At 69.0% G+C, this 15,753-nt stretch carries 13 protein-coding genes; 8 read left to right on the top strand and 5 right to left on the bottom strand.

Going from position 1 to position 15,753, the window contains the following annotated elements; all coding sequences use genetic code 11:
- Positions 1-14 precede the first annotated feature (14 nt).
- Genes ACQY46_RS06450 through ACQY46_RS06440 form a run of 3 tightly spaced genes read left to right on the top strand, consistent with a single transcriptional unit; the run spans position 15 to position 2,394 of the window.
- Positions 15-413, top strand: coding sequence for a 6-pyruvoyl trahydropterin synthase family protein (locus ACQY46_RS06450; RefSeq protein ID WP_428699443.1), 399 nt, complete (start codon positions 15-17; stop codon positions 411-413).
- Positions 413-1,570: a glycosyltransferase family 4 protein gene (locus tag ACQY46_RS06445; protein WP_428699442.1), complete on the top strand. Its 1,158-nt coding sequence runs from the start codon at positions 413-415 to the stop codon at positions 1,568-1,570. The genes ACQY46_RS06450 and ACQY46_RS06445 overlap by 1 nt, the downstream gene beginning before the upstream one ends.
- Positions 1,567-2,394: a class I SAM-dependent methyltransferase gene (locus ACQY46_RS06440; RefSeq protein ID WP_428699441.1), complete on the top strand. Its 828-nt coding sequence runs from the start codon at positions 1,567-1,569 to the stop codon at positions 2,392-2,394. The genes ACQY46_RS06445 and ACQY46_RS06440 overlap by 4 nt, the downstream gene beginning before the upstream one ends.
- Positions 2,395-2,461: 67 nt before the next feature.
- On the opposite strand, the gene pcaF is transcribed toward ACQY46_RS06440, so the two are convergent.
- Positions 2,462-3,667 (bottom strand): 3-oxoadipyl-CoA thiolase, encoded by a 1,206-nt coding sequence (gene pcaF, locus ACQY46_RS06435; RefSeq protein WP_428699440.1) that lies wholly within the window; start codon positions 3,665-3,667, stop codon positions 2,462-2,464.
- Between the two features lie 409 nt (positions 3,668-4,076).
- Between pcaF and ACQY46_RS06430 the strand changes: the two genes are divergently transcribed.
- The 5 genes from ACQY46_RS06430 to ACQY46_RS06410 are packed head-to-tail and all read left to right on the top strand — an operon-like array spanning position 4,077 to position 9,966.
- Positions 4,077-4,334, top strand: coding sequence for an acyl carrier protein (locus ACQY46_RS06430; RefSeq protein WP_428699439.1), 258 nt, complete (start codon positions 4,077-4,079; stop codon positions 4,332-4,334).
- A gap of 5 nt (positions 4,335-4,339) precedes the next feature.
- Positions 4,340-5,521, top strand: coding sequence for an acyl-CoA dehydrogenase family protein (locus tag ACQY46_RS06425; RefSeq protein ID WP_428700426.1), 1,182 nt, complete (start codon positions 4,340-4,342; stop codon positions 5,519-5,521).
- 14 nt (positions 5,522-5,535) lie between these two features.
- On the top strand, positions 5,536-6,447 hold the full coding sequence (locus tag ACQY46_RS06420) for an amino acid--[acyl-carrier-protein] ligase (protein WP_428699438.1): 912 nt from the start codon (positions 5,536-5,538) through the stop codon (positions 6,445-6,447).
- A 6-nt stretch (positions 6,448-6,453) separates the two neighbouring features.
- On the top strand, positions 6,454-7,452 hold the full coding sequence (locus ACQY46_RS06415; protein WP_428699437.1) for a DUF1839 family protein: 999 nt from the start codon (positions 6,454-6,456) through the stop codon (positions 7,450-7,452).
- A gap of 24 nt (positions 7,453-7,476) precedes the next feature.
- Positions 7,477-9,966, top strand: coding sequence for a glycosyl hydrolase 2 galactose-binding domain-containing protein (locus ACQY46_RS06410; protein ID WP_428699436.1), 2,490 nt, complete (start codon positions 7,477-7,479; stop codon positions 9,964-9,966).
- Here ACQY46_RS06410 and ACQY46_RS06405 read toward each other — a convergent pair.
- From ACQY46_RS06405 to ACQY46_RS06390, 4 genes are read right to left on the bottom strand one after another with little or no spacing between them, the layout of a single operon-like run.
- Positions 9,951-11,756 (bottom strand): alpha/beta fold hydrolase, encoded by a 1,806-nt coding sequence (locus ACQY46_RS06405; RefSeq protein WP_428699435.1) that lies wholly within the window; start codon positions 11,754-11,756, stop codon positions 9,951-9,953. The two genes, ACQY46_RS06410 and ACQY46_RS06405, sit on opposite strands and share 16 nt — an antisense overlap.
- Positions 11,732-12,790, bottom strand: a complete 1,059-nt coding sequence (locus ACQY46_RS06400) for a glycoside hydrolase family 5 protein (protein WP_428699434.1) — start codon at positions 12,788-12,790, stop codon at positions 11,732-11,734. The genes ACQY46_RS06405 and ACQY46_RS06400 overlap by 25 nt, the downstream gene beginning before the upstream one ends.
- Positions 12,777-14,195 (bottom strand): lipopolysaccharide biosynthesis protein, encoded by a 1,419-nt coding sequence (locus ACQY46_RS06395; protein WP_428699433.1) that lies wholly within the window; start codon positions 14,193-14,195, stop codon positions 12,777-12,779. Before ACQY46_RS06395 ends, ACQY46_RS06400 begins: the two co-directional genes overlap by 14 nt.
- A complete protein-coding gene (locus ACQY46_RS06390; protein WP_428699432.1) occupies positions 14,192-15,418 on the bottom strand; it encodes a glycosyltransferase in 1,227 nt (408 codons plus the stop codon). Before ACQY46_RS06390 ends, ACQY46_RS06395 begins: the two co-directional genes overlap by 4 nt.
- Positions 15,419-15,753 lie beyond the last annotated feature (335 nt).

Raw genomic sequence — 15,753 nt, 5'->3', positions numbered from 1 at the left:
CGGAGACACGATAGATGCATGCTGTCGAAGTTCGCGATCACATCATGATCGCCCATTCCTTCAAGGGCGCGGTCTTCGGACCGGCGCAGAAGATGCACGGCGCGACCTTCGTGGTCGATGCCGCCTTCATGGCCGAGACGCTCGACGGGAACGGCATCGTCATCGATATCGGGCGGGCGCACGAGGTGCTGAAGGAGGTGCTCGAACCGCTGAATTTCCAGAACCTCGACGAGGTTCCCGCCTTCGCCGGCAAGAACACCACGACGGAGTTCCTGACCCGGCACATCTTCGAAGCCCTGGCCGAAGCGGCACGCGGCGACCGGCTCGGCCGGCCGGGCAGCGAACTTGCCGCGATCCGGGTCACGCTGCATGAAAGCCACGTGGCGCGGGCCTGGTACGAAGGCCGGCTCTGATGCCGACGGGCGATGCCGCCGATATCGGCATCGGCGCCGGCGCGGATCTCGTTTTTCTCTATCCGGACGCGCTGGAGACGCCGACCGGCGGCTATGTCTATGACCGGCAGTTGCTGACGGCGCTCGCGGACGCGGGCCTTCGCATAGAGGCGCACTCCCTCGGCGGCGGCTATCCCGCACCGACGCCTGAAACGCTCGTTCGCGCCGAAGCGGCCCTTTCCCGCCTCCCCGACGGCCAGGCTGTGATGATCGACGGGCTCGCCTTCGGCGTGATGGCCGATGTCGCGCGGCCGCATGCCGGGCGCCTGCGCCTTGTCGCGCTGGTGCATCACCCGCTTGCCCATGAAAGCGGAATACCGGAGGCGCGAGCGGCCGAACTGCTGGCCAGCGAGCGCGCCGCCCTCGCCCTTGCCGACCATGTGGTGACGACGAGCCATGCGACGGCCACCGCCGTCGCCGCCGGGTTCGGCGTGCCGCGCGGACGGATCACCGTGCTGGAACCGGGGCTGTCGGTCCAGGCGGCGAAGGAGCGTTCGCCTTGCGACCACGGTGACGGGCGGCCGCTGCGGCTTCTCGCGGTCGGCTCGCTGATCCCGCGCAAGGACTATCCGACCCTGCTTGGCGCCGTTGCGCGGCTTTCCGACCGGGCGCTGCGGCTCGATATCGTCGGCAGCCCGGCGCTCGATCCGGCTTGCGCCGCCGCCATCAAGACGGAGGTCGACCGGCTCGGGCTCGGCACCCGCGTCCGCCTGCATGGCGCGCTGGAGCGCGCGGCGCTCGACGCACTCTATGCAGAGGCCGATATCTTCACCCTCACCACCCTCTACGAGGGCTACGGCATGGCCTTCGCGGAAGCGATGGCGCATGGCCTGCCTGTGATCGCCACCGGCGAGGGCGCGGTGCGCGACACGGTGCCGCCCTCGGCCGGCATGGTGCTCGCCACAGGCGATGTCAGCGGCGTCACGGAGGCCATCGCCCGGCTCTGCGACAACCCGCTCGTCCGGTCCGAGATGGCTGCGGCGGCGCGAGCCCACGCGGCAAGCCTGCCGACATGGCGCGATCAGGCGCGGCGGCTGGCGGACCTGCTGGACCTGCTGGCACGCAACGACCCGGCCGGCGAGCTTTTCGGCGATCCGGCGACAGGGAACATCACATGAGCGGTTTTTCCGGCGACTGGCTTACGGCGCGCGAGCCGGCGGACCTTCGCGCCCGCAATCCGGAGGTGCGCGCCGCCTTCTGCGCCCATCTTCGGGAAATCGCCCGCGGCACCGACGCACCGCTCACCGTCCTCGATCTCGGCGCCGGCACCGGCGCGACCATGCGGGCACTGAGCCCCCATCTCGGGATGCCCCATCTCGGAGTTTCGGTGCGCTGGCGGCTCGCCGAGCACGATCCGGCGCTGATCGCGCTTGCCGGCGAGCTTGCAAGACGCGACGGACATGAGGCGGAGGTGGTGGCCGCCGATCTCTCGCAAGGGATTTCGCGGGACCTGCTTGCCGGCGTCGACGCGGTGACGACCTCGGCCTTTCTCGATCTCGTCTCTGCGGATTGGCTGGACGGGCTTGCGGCAACATTGACGCGGGCCGGCCTGCCGTTCCTCGCCATGCTGACCTATGACGGGCGCCAGTCGCTCGACCCCGAACACCCGTTCGACGCGGTCGTGCGTGCCGCCATGACGGCGCATCAGGGCGGCGACAAGGGGTTTGGCGCCGCGCTTGGCCCCGCCGCCCACGCTCATGCGGCGGCAAGCTTTCGCCAGGAGGATTACCGCGTCGTCGAGGGTGCGTCCGACTGGCGGGCGCTGCCCGAAGAGACCGCCTTCCAGACGATGCTGGTCGAGGGCTGGGCGCAGGCGGCGCGCGAAACAGGGGCCCGCGAGGGCGAGCTCGACGACTGGCTGGCGCTGCGACGGTCGCAGATCGCAGACGCGCGTCTCGTCACCCGCGTCGGCCACCGCGACCTTGCGGCACTCCCCGGCTGACATGAAAAGGGCGGCGCCGCGGCACCGCCCTTTTCATTTCAAAGTCCCATGGCGACAGGCTCCCGCCTCACGCCTTTTCGATGGCGCAGGCAATGCCCTGGCCGACGCCGATGCACATGGTGGCGAGCGCCCGCGCGCCGCCGCGCGCGGCAATCTCCAGCGCCGCCGTGCCGACGATGCGCGCGCCCGACATGCCGAGCGGATGGCCGAGCGCGATGGCCCCGCCATTCGGGTTGACGTGCTCGGCGTCGTCGGCGATCCCGAGTTCCCGCATCACCGCCAACCCCTGCGCGGCGAAGGCCTCGTTCAGCTCGATGATGTCGAAATCCGCGATCGACAGCCCGAGGCGTGCCATCAGCTTGCGCGAGGCGGGAACCGGGCCGATACCCATGACGCGCGGCGGCACGCCGGCGGCGGCACCGCCCGTGACGCGGGCGATCGGCGTCAGGCCATGGGCCTTCACCGCCTCTTCCGATGCGATCAGCAGCGCCGCCGCGCCGTCATTGACGCCGGACGCGTTGCCGGCGGTCACCGAACCGCCCTGGCGAAACGGGGTCGGCAGCTTGGCGAGCTTCTCCGCCGTGGTACCGGCGCGCGGATGCTCGTCGCGCTCGACCACGACCGGATCGCCCTTGCGCTGCGGAATGGAGACCGGAACGATCTCCCGGGCAAGACGGCCGTTTTCCTGTGCGGCGACGGCGCGGGCCTGCGAGCGGGCGGCGAAAGCGTCCTGGTCGGCACGCGAGACCGCGTAGTCCTCGGCGACGTTCTCCGCCGTCTCGGGCATGGAATCGATGCCGTATTGCGCCTTCATCACCGGATTGACGAAGCGCCAGCCGATGGTCGTGTCGTGGATCTCGGCATGGCGCGAGAAGGCCGCCTCGGCCTTGGGCATGACGAACGGTGCGCGGCTCATGCTTTCCACGCCGCCGGCGATCATCAGGTCCGCCTCGCCGGCGCGGATGGCGCGCGCCGCCATGATCACCGCATCCATGCCCGAACCGCAAAGGCGGTTGACCGTGGTGCCGGAAACCTCCTGCGGCAGCCCGGCGAGAAGCGCCGCCATGCGGGCGACGTTGCGATTGTCCTCGCCCGCCTGGTTGGCGCACCCGTAGATCACGTCATCGACGCGGGCCCAGTCGACACCGGCATTCCTTGCAAGCAATTCGCGGATCGGCACGGCGCCGAGATCGTCGGCCCGCACGGGCGACAGCGCGCCGCCGAAACGGCCAATGGGAGTGCGGACATAATCGACGATATAGGCGTGGCGCATGGCGAACCTCCCTGTGGCCGGTCTTGACGGAAGGCGGCCCGAACCGGAATCCGGTTTCGCCCCTTCCGCAGTCGAGCGCTGTTTTCGGCTGTCATGCCGGTCGGCGTCAATGACGAATGGCGGCATTATAATAATTGATCGACCGGACGGTCAATTAAAACGGATGCCGCCTGGCATGACCTGGATGGCGTTCTCCTGCGGGGCCGGGGCGGAGCGCGGCACGCCCTGAAGCGAGACAGGCGCGCAAGTCTTTGTTAACCCTTAGAGCAACAGATGCCGCTCCGCCCGCCGATTTTAGAGATTGTCAATCGCGGTGTGAGACAAGCGAGCAAAGACCTGCCCCGGATCTCAAGTCCATGGGCGGCCAAGAACATTGCATTCGATTTACAACATTACCAGGAGAGCGAACATGTCGGTCATCGACGAAGTCCGCAATATCGTCGCCAGCCACGGCAAGCTGCCGGTCGACGTCGGCACACTCGCCGACGAGGCCGATCTTTATGCCGCCGGGCTGTCATCCTTCGCCTCGGTCCAGCTGATGCTGGCGCTGGAGGAGAAGTTCGACATCGAGTTCCCCGAGAACCTGCTCAACCGCAAGACCTTCGCCAGCATCGCGGCGATTTCCGCCGCCGTGTCCGGTCTGGTCGCAGACCACCAGGCCGCCTGATGAACATGCACAGCCCCGCCCGTGCCGGAACACCGGCGCTTTGCGACAGGATGCGCCGCGTCGCCAAGGTCGCGGCCGTTCACGCGGATGACGTCGACGCCCGGGCGCGCTTCCCGCACGAGGCGGTCGAGGCGCTGCGCGCCGAGCGCCTGCTCGGGGCGCAGATCCCGGCGGAGCTGGGCGGCGATGGCGCCACCATCGCGGAAATCGCCGAACTTTGCGCCATTCTCGGCCAGGCCTGTTCGGCCGCCGCGATGGTCTTCGCCATGCACCAGATCAAGGCGTCGAGCCTCGTCAGCCATGGCGAGGGAGCCTCCTGGCACCGGGACTTCATGACGCGTGTCGCGAGCGAGCAGCTGCTGCTGGCCTCGGCGACGACCGAAGGCGGCATCGGCGGCAACCTGCGCAACTCGATCTGCGCGATCGCGGTCGAGGGCGACACCTGCCGGCTGGAGAAGGACGCCACCGTCATCTCCTATGGCGACATGGCCGACGCCATCCTGATCACCTCGCGCGCGCATGCCGAGGCGGCCGCCAGCGACCAGGTGCTGACGGTCTTCCTCAAGGACCAGTACACGCTGGAAAAGACCCATGTGTGGGACACGCTGGGCATGCGCGGCACCTGTTCCGACGGGTTCCTGTTCAAGGGCGAGGCGCCGGCGGAGCAGATCCTGCCGCGCCCCTTCGCCGAGATCGCGGCCCAGTCGATGCTCGCCTATTCGCACATCCTGTGGAGCGCGGTCTGGTACGGCATCGCCGCCGACGCCTTCTCCCGGGCGCAGGCCTTCGTGCGCGCCGCCGCAAGGCGCAGCCCCGAGCAGACGCCGCCGGGCGCATTGCGCGTCGCCGAGGCCTCCAGCCTGCTGCAGGGGGTCAAGGCCAGCATCGTCGCCGCGCTGGAGAAATACGCCGCCGCGCAGGGCGACGAGGACAAGCTGTCGGCGATGAGTTTTTCCGTCGCCATGAACAACCTGAAGATCGCCAGCTCGCAGACGGTGCTGACCATCATCAACCACTGCATGCTGATCTGCGGCATCCTCGGATACAAGAACGGCACGCCCTTCAGTCTCGGCCGGCACCTGCGCGACGCGCATTCGGCCCAGCTGATGATTTCCAACGACCGCATTCTCGGCAACACGTCGACCATGCTGCTCGTCCACAAGCAGGACACCAGCCTGCTGGGCTGAGGAGGGGAACACTCATGGACATGCAGAGCTCGCTGCTCGACCGGCTGTTCGATGCCGGCCTGCTGATCGACACCGGCGTCGACGGCCTCTACGGCCGCGGCGGCGCCTTCGAGGACGTCATCACCCGCTTCGAGGCGCTGATCGACGCCCACGCGCCGCAGGCCGAGAGGCCGGAAGTGATCCGCTTCCCGCCAGGCATGAACCGCGCCCATTTCGAGGGCTCGGGCTACATGAAGAGCTTCCCGCAGCTGGCCGGAACGGTGCACAGCTTCTGCGGCTGCGAGCTCGACCACATGAACCTTTTGCAGTGCATCTCGGAAGGCGGCGACTGGACGGAAGGGCAGAAGGCGACAGAGATCGTGCTCACGCCGGCGGCCTGCTACCCGCTCTACCCGACCATCGCAAGGCGCGGCGCGCTGCCCGAGGGCGGCGGGCTCTTCGACCTGCAGTCCTACTGCTTCCGCCACGAGCCGTCCAAGGACCCGGCCCGCATGCAGCTCTTCCGCATGCGCGAATACGTCCGCATGGGCACGCCCGACCAGGTGATGGATTTCCGCGAGGACTGGATGGAGCGCGGCCAGAAGCTGATTGCCGCCGTCGGCCTCGATCCGGAACTCGACACGGCCAACGACCCGTTCTTCGGCCGTGCCGGCAAGATGATGGGCAACAGCCAGCGCGAGCAGAAACTCAAGTTCGAGCTGCTGATCCCGGTCACCTCGAGCGCCAACAAGACCGCGTGCCTGAGCTTCAACTACCACCAGGACCATTTCGGCACGACCTGGGGCCTGACGACCGCCGACGGCGAAACCGCCCACACCGCCTGTGTCGGCTTCGGGCTGGAGCGGATCGCGCTGGCGCTCTTTGCCCGCCACGGCCTCGACACGGCCGACTGGCCGGCGGACGTGCGCAAGGCGCTGTGGGGCTGAGCCGCGATGTTCGACCGGCTACGCAATCTCTCGGCCGAGGGCTACCGTCCGCACGCGCTGCATGACGCGGAGCGCGTCTGGCCGGAAACCAACTGCTACGTCGACCTGTGGATCGAGGTGCTCTCCGCCCTCGGGCTCGAGCCGCGCGCCATGCTCGGCTTCACGCTCGCCCAGGATTTCGAGGGCGACCAGTTCACCTTCTTCAAGGTGCCGCTGGAGGATCTCGAAACCCTGTACGGCATCCGCGCCACGGAGCTTGCGATCTACGACCCGGCGGAACGGCATGTGGCGACACAGATCGCGCGCGGCCGGCTCTGCCTCGTCGAGGTCGACAGCTTCTTCCTGCCGGACACGCAAGGGGTGAGCTACCGCATCGAGCACGGCAAGACGACGGTCGCGATCACCGCGCTCGACGCGGCCGGTCGGCTGTTGCGCTATTTCCACAATGGCGGTTTCTTCGAGCTTTCCGGGGACGATTTCGACGGCATCTTCCAGCGCGGCGAGTTCGCGCAGGCCCTGCCCTTCCTGCCCTATACCGAATTCGCCAAGTTCCCCGACGAAGCGCCCGCAGGCGACCTTCGCGACACCGCGCGGACGCTGCTTGCCGGACACTTTTTGCGGCGGCCGGCGGAAAACCCCTTTGCCGCCTACGCAACGACCTTCGCCGCCGATATCGAGGCGCTTTCCGAGCGTCCCTTCGAGGCCTTCCACAAATACGCCTTCAACACGCTGCGCCAGGCGGGCGCCAATTTCGAGCTTGCCGCGACCCATCTCGACTGGCTTGCCGGCGAGGAGCTGAAGGGAGAAGCGGACGCTGCCCGTGCCATCGCGGAGTGCTGCAAGACCATCCAGTTCCAGCTCGCCCGGGCGCTTGCCCGCAAGCGCTTCACCGGCCTTGGCGAAGCGCTTGCCCCGGCCGCCGCCGGCTGGGACGCCCTGACCGCCGGCCTGGAGGCAAAGCTCTGCCAGGACGCCACGACCGGAGGGCGGCACCGTGCCGCCTGACCGGGCGATGCGGAGCAGAAGCTCATGATCAGCCTTGCCGGGATCGCCGCCGACGCCAGCCTTCTTGGCTTTGCGCAATGGCACATGACCGTAACGCCCTCCGGCGCCTGGTCGGACCCTGCCGCGATGGGCGCGGCTGCCGACTGGTTCCCGGCCACCGTGCCCGGCACGGCCGCCGCCGCGCTGGAGGCAGCGGGGCGGTTTTCGCGCAACACCCCCACCCCCTTGCATGACAGCGACGTCTGGTATCGCTGCCGGATCGAGCCGGACGCAGCCGGGCCCCATGTGCTTGCCTGTTCGGGCCTTGCCACGATCTGCGAGGCCTGGCTCGACGGCGCGCCGATCCTCGTCTCGGACAGCATGTATGCCGGCCACGAGATCCGTCTCGACATCGACGGGCCGGGCGAGCTCGTCTTCTGCTTCCGGGCGCTCAGTCCGCATCTTTCGCGCAAGGGCCCGCGCGCCCGCTGGCGCACGCGGCTTGCCAGCGAACCGGGCCTGCGGCTGGTGCGCACGACGCTTCTCGGCCACATGCCGGGCTGGTGCCCGAACGTGCATGCGGCCGGGCCCTGGCGCGAGATGGCGCTGGTGCCGGCAGCCAGGATCGCCGTCGAGGACCTGCGCATCGAAAGCAGCCTGACGGATGACGGGACCGGGCGGCTTTCCGTCTCCTTTCGTCCCGGTCCGGGCTTTGCCTCGCGGGACGCTCCCGCCTCGATCGCCTGTGCCGGCTGGGACGCACCGCTGGAGGAGGCAGGCGGCGGACGGCTTGCCGCCGGGTTGCTGCTGCCGGGCATCGAGGCCTGGTGGCCGCACACCCATGGCACCCCGCATCTGCACGAGATCGGGCTCGTCCAGGGCGATGCGCATATCCGTCTGGCGCGCGCCGGCTTCCGCCGCATCAAGGTCGAACGCGGCGCCGACGGCAAGGGTTTCGGCCTCCGTGTCAACGGCGTGCCGGTGTTCTGCCGGGGCGCGGTGTGGACCAGCGCCGACATCGTCGCGCTTCCCGGCGACCGCGCGACCTATGAGCCGTGGGTGCGGCTTGCCCGCGACGGCAACATGAACATGCTGCGGATCGGCGGCACGATGGTGCCGGAAACGCCGGCCTTCTTCGAGCTCTGCGACGAGGCGGGCATTCTCGTCTGGCAGGACCTTCCCTTCGCCAATTTCGACTACCCGGTCGCCGATCCGGTCTTCGCCGCCGCGGTCGAGGCGGAAACGGAGGCTCTGCTCGCCCGGGCGCAGGCCTCGCCCTCGCTCGCGGTCATCTGCGGGGGCAGCGAGATGCACCAGCAGGGCGCGATGACGGGCCTGCCGGAGGAGCGCTGGCGCACCCCGCTCACCGAAGAGATCCTGCCGCGCGCCGCCGCGCGCGCCCGGCCCGACGTGCCCTATGTCGCCAACTCGCCGTCGGGCGGCGCCATGCCGTTCTCGCCGAACGAGGGCATCGCCCACTATTACGGCGTCGGCGCCTACCGCCGGCCGCTGGAGGACGCACGCCGCGCCAATGTGCGCTTCGCGGCCGAGTGCCTGGCCTTTTCCAACGTGCCGGAGGCGGGCTGCCTGCCCGGCATCGAAACCGCTCCCTGCCATCACCCCGACTGGAAACGCGGCGTGCCGCGCGACCGCGATGTCGGATGGGATTTCGAGGATGTGCGCGACCACTACGTGCGGGCGCTCTACGATGTCGATCCGCTCGACCTGCGCTACGGCGATCCCGCGTCCTATCTCGACCATGGCCGGGCGACTGTTGCCGAGGTGATGGAAGCGACCTACGCCGAATGGCGACGGGCCGGCTCAAGCTGCCATGGTGCGCTGGTGTGGACCTTCCAGGATCTGATGCCCGGCGCCGGCTGGGGCGTCGTTTCAGCCGACGGCACGCCGAAGTCGGCCTGGTATGCGCTGCGCCGCGCCTTTGCCCCGTTGCGGGTGAGCACGACCGACGAAGGCACCAACGGGCTCGACATCCACATCGCCAATGACGGACCCGATCCGCGCCGGCTTCGCCTCACGCTTTCCTGCCTGCGCGACGGCGCGCTGCCGGTCGCCGGCGGCACCCGGGATTTCGAGATCGACGCGCATGGCACGGCCTGCTTCGCCGCGACGGAGCTGATCGGCGCCTTCTTCGACACGACCTTCGCCTTCCGCTTCGGCCCGCCCTCGCATGATTGCGTGCATGTCGCGCTCGGCGATCCGGAGAGCGGCGCCATCCTCGACGAAGCGTTCCACTTCCCGCTCGGCCGCGCAAAGGCGGCGCGCGGCGCGCGCGTCGAGGCGTGCGTGTCGAAGGCCGAAGACGGATCGTGGGAACTGCACCTGACAAGCGACCGGGTCGCGCAGAGCCTCGCCATCGAGGACCCGAACTTCCTGCCGCGCGACAACTGGTTCCACCTGGCGCCGGGTGCGGTTCGCAGGGTGACCCTCGTGCCCCGCGATCCGGGTACGGATGCCGTGCCGCAAGGCAGCGTCAGGGCGCTTGGCGGAACACCGGTTCCCTATTCCGCCGCCTGATCGCCCGACCGATCCTCGAACGCATGCCGCGCCCCGGCCGCGACCGTGACATGATCGATGACGATCCGGCGCGCGGCGCGCGGTGTCAGGTTGTGATCGGCGTCGGCAATCATCGTGACGCGGATGTTCGGATACGCGGCGAGCCGCGCCCAGCCGGCGCCGAAGAACAAGTCCATCTGGGCAAGCCCCGGGTCGCCCTCGCTGAACACCAGGTCGAGCGTGACATCGCGGCCCGCCAGCACCGCCAGATTGGCGTGGACGCGGTTGTAGAGCCGCGAGAAAGGCAGGAGCCCGAACAGCCAGGGCGCCAGCCGGCGCTCCCCCGTCCGGTAGACGCGGTTCGCCAGGCTGCGCAGGATGCCGAAAGGGTTGGTCTTGCCCGACAGCACCCGCTTCCACTTCTCCGCGCTCAGCATCTTGCGACCGTAATCGCGCGCCGAGGTATGGCCGAAGCGCAGCACCTCCGCCACGTCGTCGCGCGGGTCCCAGAGGAAGCGCTGCAGGTTGACGGCAACGATCTGGGCGATGCGCGGGTCCACGGCCGCGCCGTTAAGCGCCAGATAGGCCCCGCCACAGGCCCCGGCAACCACGGCGCCGTCTGCCGGCGCGCGGGCAAGCGCCAGGTCGAGCGCCGCTGCAAGTTCCCCGTTCTGACCGGCGTGATAGTGAACCACCGGCGGCGCGCCGGGCCCGGGCCGGCTGTCGCCGATATCGGCAACATCGAAACGCAGCGAGGCGATGCCGGAACGTGCAAGGTCGCGGGCAAGCTCGACCGCGCCGCGTGCCCAGCCCGCATGCGGAACGCCGCCGGCATTGAGCAGGATCACCGGGCGCATTCCGGCCACGACGCCGTCGCGCGGCGCGCACCAGATGCCGTAGAGATTTTCCTGCGCGCCGAAGACCAGCGCCTCCTCGGAGAGGCCATCGACGCCAAGGACCGCCGGCGGCAGATCGCGCGCCGTGCGGCCCGCGCCCGTCCGGCAAGGGCATGCGCGGGCGAGCCAGGTCGCGACCCGGTCGAAATCGGCGAGCGGCGGCACGGCCCCTGTCGGGTCGCCCATCATCTCGTCATACCCGGCCATGACACCTTGCGCGCTTTCGCCGCCCGCGCAGAGCGAGGCGGCAAGTGCGAGCTCCGCCGGGCGACCGTCGCGGGCCAGCACCAGCACCGGAAGCGTACCGGCAAGCCTTGCGGCGGACATGTCGAGACCGCGAATCTCGGCCGCCAGCCCCTCGCTCATCGGCAGGCCGGCAATCGCCAGCGCCTCGCCGTCGCGGGGGGCGGGCGCGCTGCCGGTCAGTTCGCCGATCATCATGGCGCGCGCCTGCACCTCGCGCAGCCACGTGCGGCCCTTCACCATCGGCGCGAGCAGCACGAGGCCCGCGATCCCGTCGGGATGCGCCTCGGCATGGCCCGCCGCGAGAGCCGCGCCAAGCCCGAGCCCGACGAGAACCACCGCGCGCACGCCCGTTGCCTCTCGCAAGGTGTCGCAGGCCTCGGCAAGGGTCGCGCGGAACGGTTCCAGCCCGTCGATATCGGCGGCATCTCTCGCCGCATCGCCCGAGCCCGGCTGGTCGTAGCGCAACACCGGATAGCCGAGACCGGCCAGCCGGTCGGCGAGGATGCGCAGGGAGCGGCGGGCGCAGAGCGCCTCGTAGCCCCAGGGCTCGCAGATGACGATGCCGACATCGCCGGCCGCCGGATGCAACAGGGCGAAGGTCTGCGCAAGGCGAAGCGGCCGCATTGGCGCGAGAGCCGCGCCGTTCATTTTCGTTTCAAGGCGCTGCACGCCTTTTCCTCCGGGTTCCGCCGCTCGATCAGCCGCGAGATCGCGACCAGTTGCGGCCGGTCCTCGCCATCGACCGGCTGGATGGAGAGCGGATAGTCGCCCCACCAGTCGCCGGCGGACCAGATCGCCCAGCCAAGCCAGACATCGGGCCTGCCGTTGATGCGTCCGACCATCCGCGCCAGGCCGCGATAGCAGTCGGGACGCGGATGACCGCCGAACTCACCCAGAAACGCGCTGTTGCCGGTCTCGGCAAGCCAGCGCGTCATCGCGTCGACGGCGGCAACGGCGTCGCCGACCCGGTCGCAGGCCGTCTTCGTACCGGAGAAATCGGCATCGAGATACTGATGGATGTCGAACGCATAGCGATCCAGCGGATCGGCGACGCGGGCCAGCACCTCGGCATTGGACCCGCCGGGCTGGGCCTCGAACCAGTGCGAGGCGCCGGTCCAGATGGTGCCGGGCACCATGACGAGATTGTCGGCGCCCGCCTCGCGGATCGCGGCGATCGCCGCGTTGACCGAGGGCAGCCAGTCGGCGGCGGAAATCTGCGCCGGCTCGTTCATCAGGAGGTAGATGACGTCGTCGCGCCCGGCATAGCGGGGCGCCAGGCGACGCCAGAAATCGGCGAAGGCGGAGGATGGCGCCTTTGCCGATCCGACCATCTGCCCGCGATATTTCGCGTAATTGTGCGGGTCGAGAATGACGCTGAGACCCATGCCGGTTGCCATTGCCACCGTCTCGTCGATACGCGCCAGTTCGGCCTTGTCGAGCGGCGCGTTCAGGCGCGGCTGCAGCCGCTCCCAGCGAAACGGCAGGCGGACGACGTTCATGCCCTTGCCGCGCAGATAGGCCAGCGTTGCGCGCGAGGGATAGGTGTAGGTGCGGCCGGCGACGCCCGGCAGGTCGCCGAACTCCGCTCCGGCCACATTGGCGCCGCGCAGGCATTCGGCCAGTCCCGGCGCCGGCAGCAGCGTCGCCAGCACCGCCAGCACCGCCAGCCCCGCCCCCAGGCGGCGCAACCTAGGCAACGCCATCGCCGCCTCCCTTCGCCGGAACCGGGGCCGGAACCGGGGCCGAAACCGGGGCCGGGGCAGGTCCGCCCGCCTCGCGCGCCCGCCGGTCCGCCCGGCGCAAGCGGAAGAAGGCGGTCGCCATGTTGTCGACCTGCCAGTTGCGCATGACCCAGCGCCGCGACAGCAGATGCACCGTGACGAGCTGGATCCAGCCGGCGACGGCGACGCCGTCGAGGCCGTAGCGGGTGCCGAGCACATAGAGCATCACGCCGTAGAAGACGAAGACGACGCTGCGCATCCGAAGCAGATAGGATTCGCCCCCGCCTATCATGATCAGCCAGGTGCCCGGACCGAAGAACGCATGGCTGATCGCGGCCAGCGAGAGCAGCACGAGCACGTCGAAATGCTCGACGAAGGCCGGGTCGAACAGATGCAGGATGAAGGGGCCGGCGACGAACAGGAAAACGCCGCCGACAAGGGCGAGCGCGAAACTGCCGGCCGACAGCATCGCCACCAGGCGCTGCGCGCCGGCGCGGTCATTTTCCTGGAATTTCGCCGAGATCAGCGGCACGCTTACCGTGTCGATGGCCAGCACCGGCAGGGTCAGCAGCATGGCGATGCGGTAGGCGACGAAATAGAAGGCGGCGACCTCCAGCCCGATGGCGATGCCGATCAGGATCGTTTCCAGATAGGAGGAAGCGGAATTGAAGAAGCCGTTGGCCGTGAAGTTGAGCGTCTCGCGGTTCCACCGGCGCCAGGGAATATCCCCGCTGCGGGCCGGCGGGCGGAGGAAGGCGAGGCCTTCCTGCGCGACGAAGCGTGCCGCCTGGTAACCGACCGTGACGACGAGAAGGCCGGTGACGATCTCGGTTGCTGCCGCGCCGCTGCTCAGGTAGCCGCCCCAGGCGAGCAGCGGCAGGGCGAGGGCGCACAGGAGCCGCCAGAGGTTTTCGCGCGGCACCAGCGCCAGCACGATCTGGCCGTGGATGCGGAAATAGTTCTGAAAATACTCGCTGAGCGTGAACACGGCACCGAACAGCAGCGCGATCGGCAGCGCGTTGTAGGGGCTCGGCAATCCGTCGGCGAACCACCACAGCACGAGGGCGGCGACAAGCTGGCCGCCGCAGCCGGCCGCCAGCCAGAGCGCGTTGAAGACGAAGAGCGCCTGGTTGGTCTCGCCCCGGGCATGGTCCTTCAGCCGGAAATGCTTCACCAGAACGACATGCTGGCCGAAGACGAAGATCACGCCGAGCGAGGTGCCGACCGAGAAGAGGAAGATGTAAAGGCCGTATTCGGCGGTTTCCAGCGCGTGGCTGGCCGCAAACAGCGCCGCGAAGCTCAGCACCGTGCTGCCGAAACGGCTGAACAGCGACCAGAACAGCCGCTTGATGTCGCCGCGGCTGGCGAGCGCCAGAAGCCGTCTCATCCGGCCGCCTCCCGCTGGTCCCGGCGCGCCGGCGCGCCGCGACGCGCCAGCGTCTCCGAAAGGGCTGTTTCCAGGACCGTGCGCACCGCCGGTTCGAGATAGTCGGCGGCGGCCTCGAGCGCGCCCCGCGACAAGCGGGCGTAGAGATCCGGCGATCCGGCGATCCGTTCGATACAAGCCGCCAGAGCCGCCGGATCGCCGGCTGCGGCGTGATATCCGTTGACGCCGTCCTCGATGTTTTCCGCGACGCCGCCGATGTCGGTCGAGATCACCGGCACCGCATGCGAGAACGCCTCGATCGTCGCCCGGCCGAACGCCTCGCGGCCGATGGTCGGATAGACGAGAAGATCGACCTGGGGAAAGAAAGCGGCCGGCGTCGTCCAGCCCAGGAACGTCGTGCGTTCCGCCGGGAACAGCGCCCGGGTTTCCTCCGCGAAGCTGTCGCGGCCGGTGCCGCCGATGACGAACTCGACATTGCCGTGCGGGGCCAGCAGGCGCGCGGCCTCCGCAAGGACGCCAAATCCCTTGAACCGTGTCTGGACGCCGAGGAAGCCGACCCGGAACGGCCGGCCGAGAGCAAGGGCGCGCGGCGCGCGCGCATGTATCGCGTCAATCACCGCCGGCACCCGGTAGGCCTTGGCGCGGGGGAAATATCCCTCGTCGAGATGCCGCTGGACGATGTCCCGGGACTCCCCGATCACCGCATCGACCAGACGCGAGAACTGCCTGCGGCCGAAGGAGCCGGCATAGCAGCCGGTGCACTGGCCGCGGCAGTTCTCCCCCTCGCGCTGCATGACGCCGTTCCAGCACATCATGAAGGCGCTGAAGATCGTGTGCGCGACCGGAATGCCGGCGGCACGCGCCGCCGCCCAGGACGCGACATTGGTGTTCTCGATGCTCACCGTCAGCATGATGTCGGGCCGAAAGTCGTCGATCTCCCGGCGCATCGCGAAAAAGGCGCGCGGATTGCCGTTCTCCAGCGCGTGCCAGACGAGCTTCTTCCAGGCGGGCCTGGGCGTATAATAGTTCCAGTAGATGTTGAGACTGCGGATACGGTGGACGGGAACGCCCTCGTAGACCTCGTGCCGGTCGTCATCGCCGACATTGACAACGCGCACCTCGTGGCCGGCTGCGACCAGCATCTTCGCCAGCAACAGGGAGGAAACCGGCCCTCCCCCGTCGGCAAAGGGCGGGAACGCGGCACAAGGCATCAATATGCGCATGGAGCCAGTGGTATCCTCGGTTCGTTTCCAGAAGGCAGGAGGTCGGCTTGGCGGACGCGCGACCCTGCCGATGATCGAAAGATCAATAGCCCGGACATCTTAACCTGCCGTGTCCCGAACCCGGAGAGCGCCTTGTGGCGGCGAAAAACGTTCAATGGGCTTAACCGGACCTTTCCGCTAAACCCATACCCGGATCGGGCAGTCCCGGGCGGCCGCCCGTGTTCACGATTGCTTTACCAAACCGGCAATCGGTCGCCGGCAGGGCGAAACTTCAACCTGTCGTTCACGCGCGGCGGCTAGCGTGCAAGGGGTCAAGCCCTGCCCCGCCCGGCGCG

The sequence above is a fragment of the Stappia sp. genome (assembly GCF_965276915.1).
Classification (GTDB): domain Bacteria; phylum Pseudomonadota; class Alphaproteobacteria; order Rhizobiales; family Stappiaceae; genus Stappia.
The sequence above is the reverse complement of the archived record's forward strand: the minus strand, read 5'-3'. Positions and strand labels throughout refer to the sequence as shown.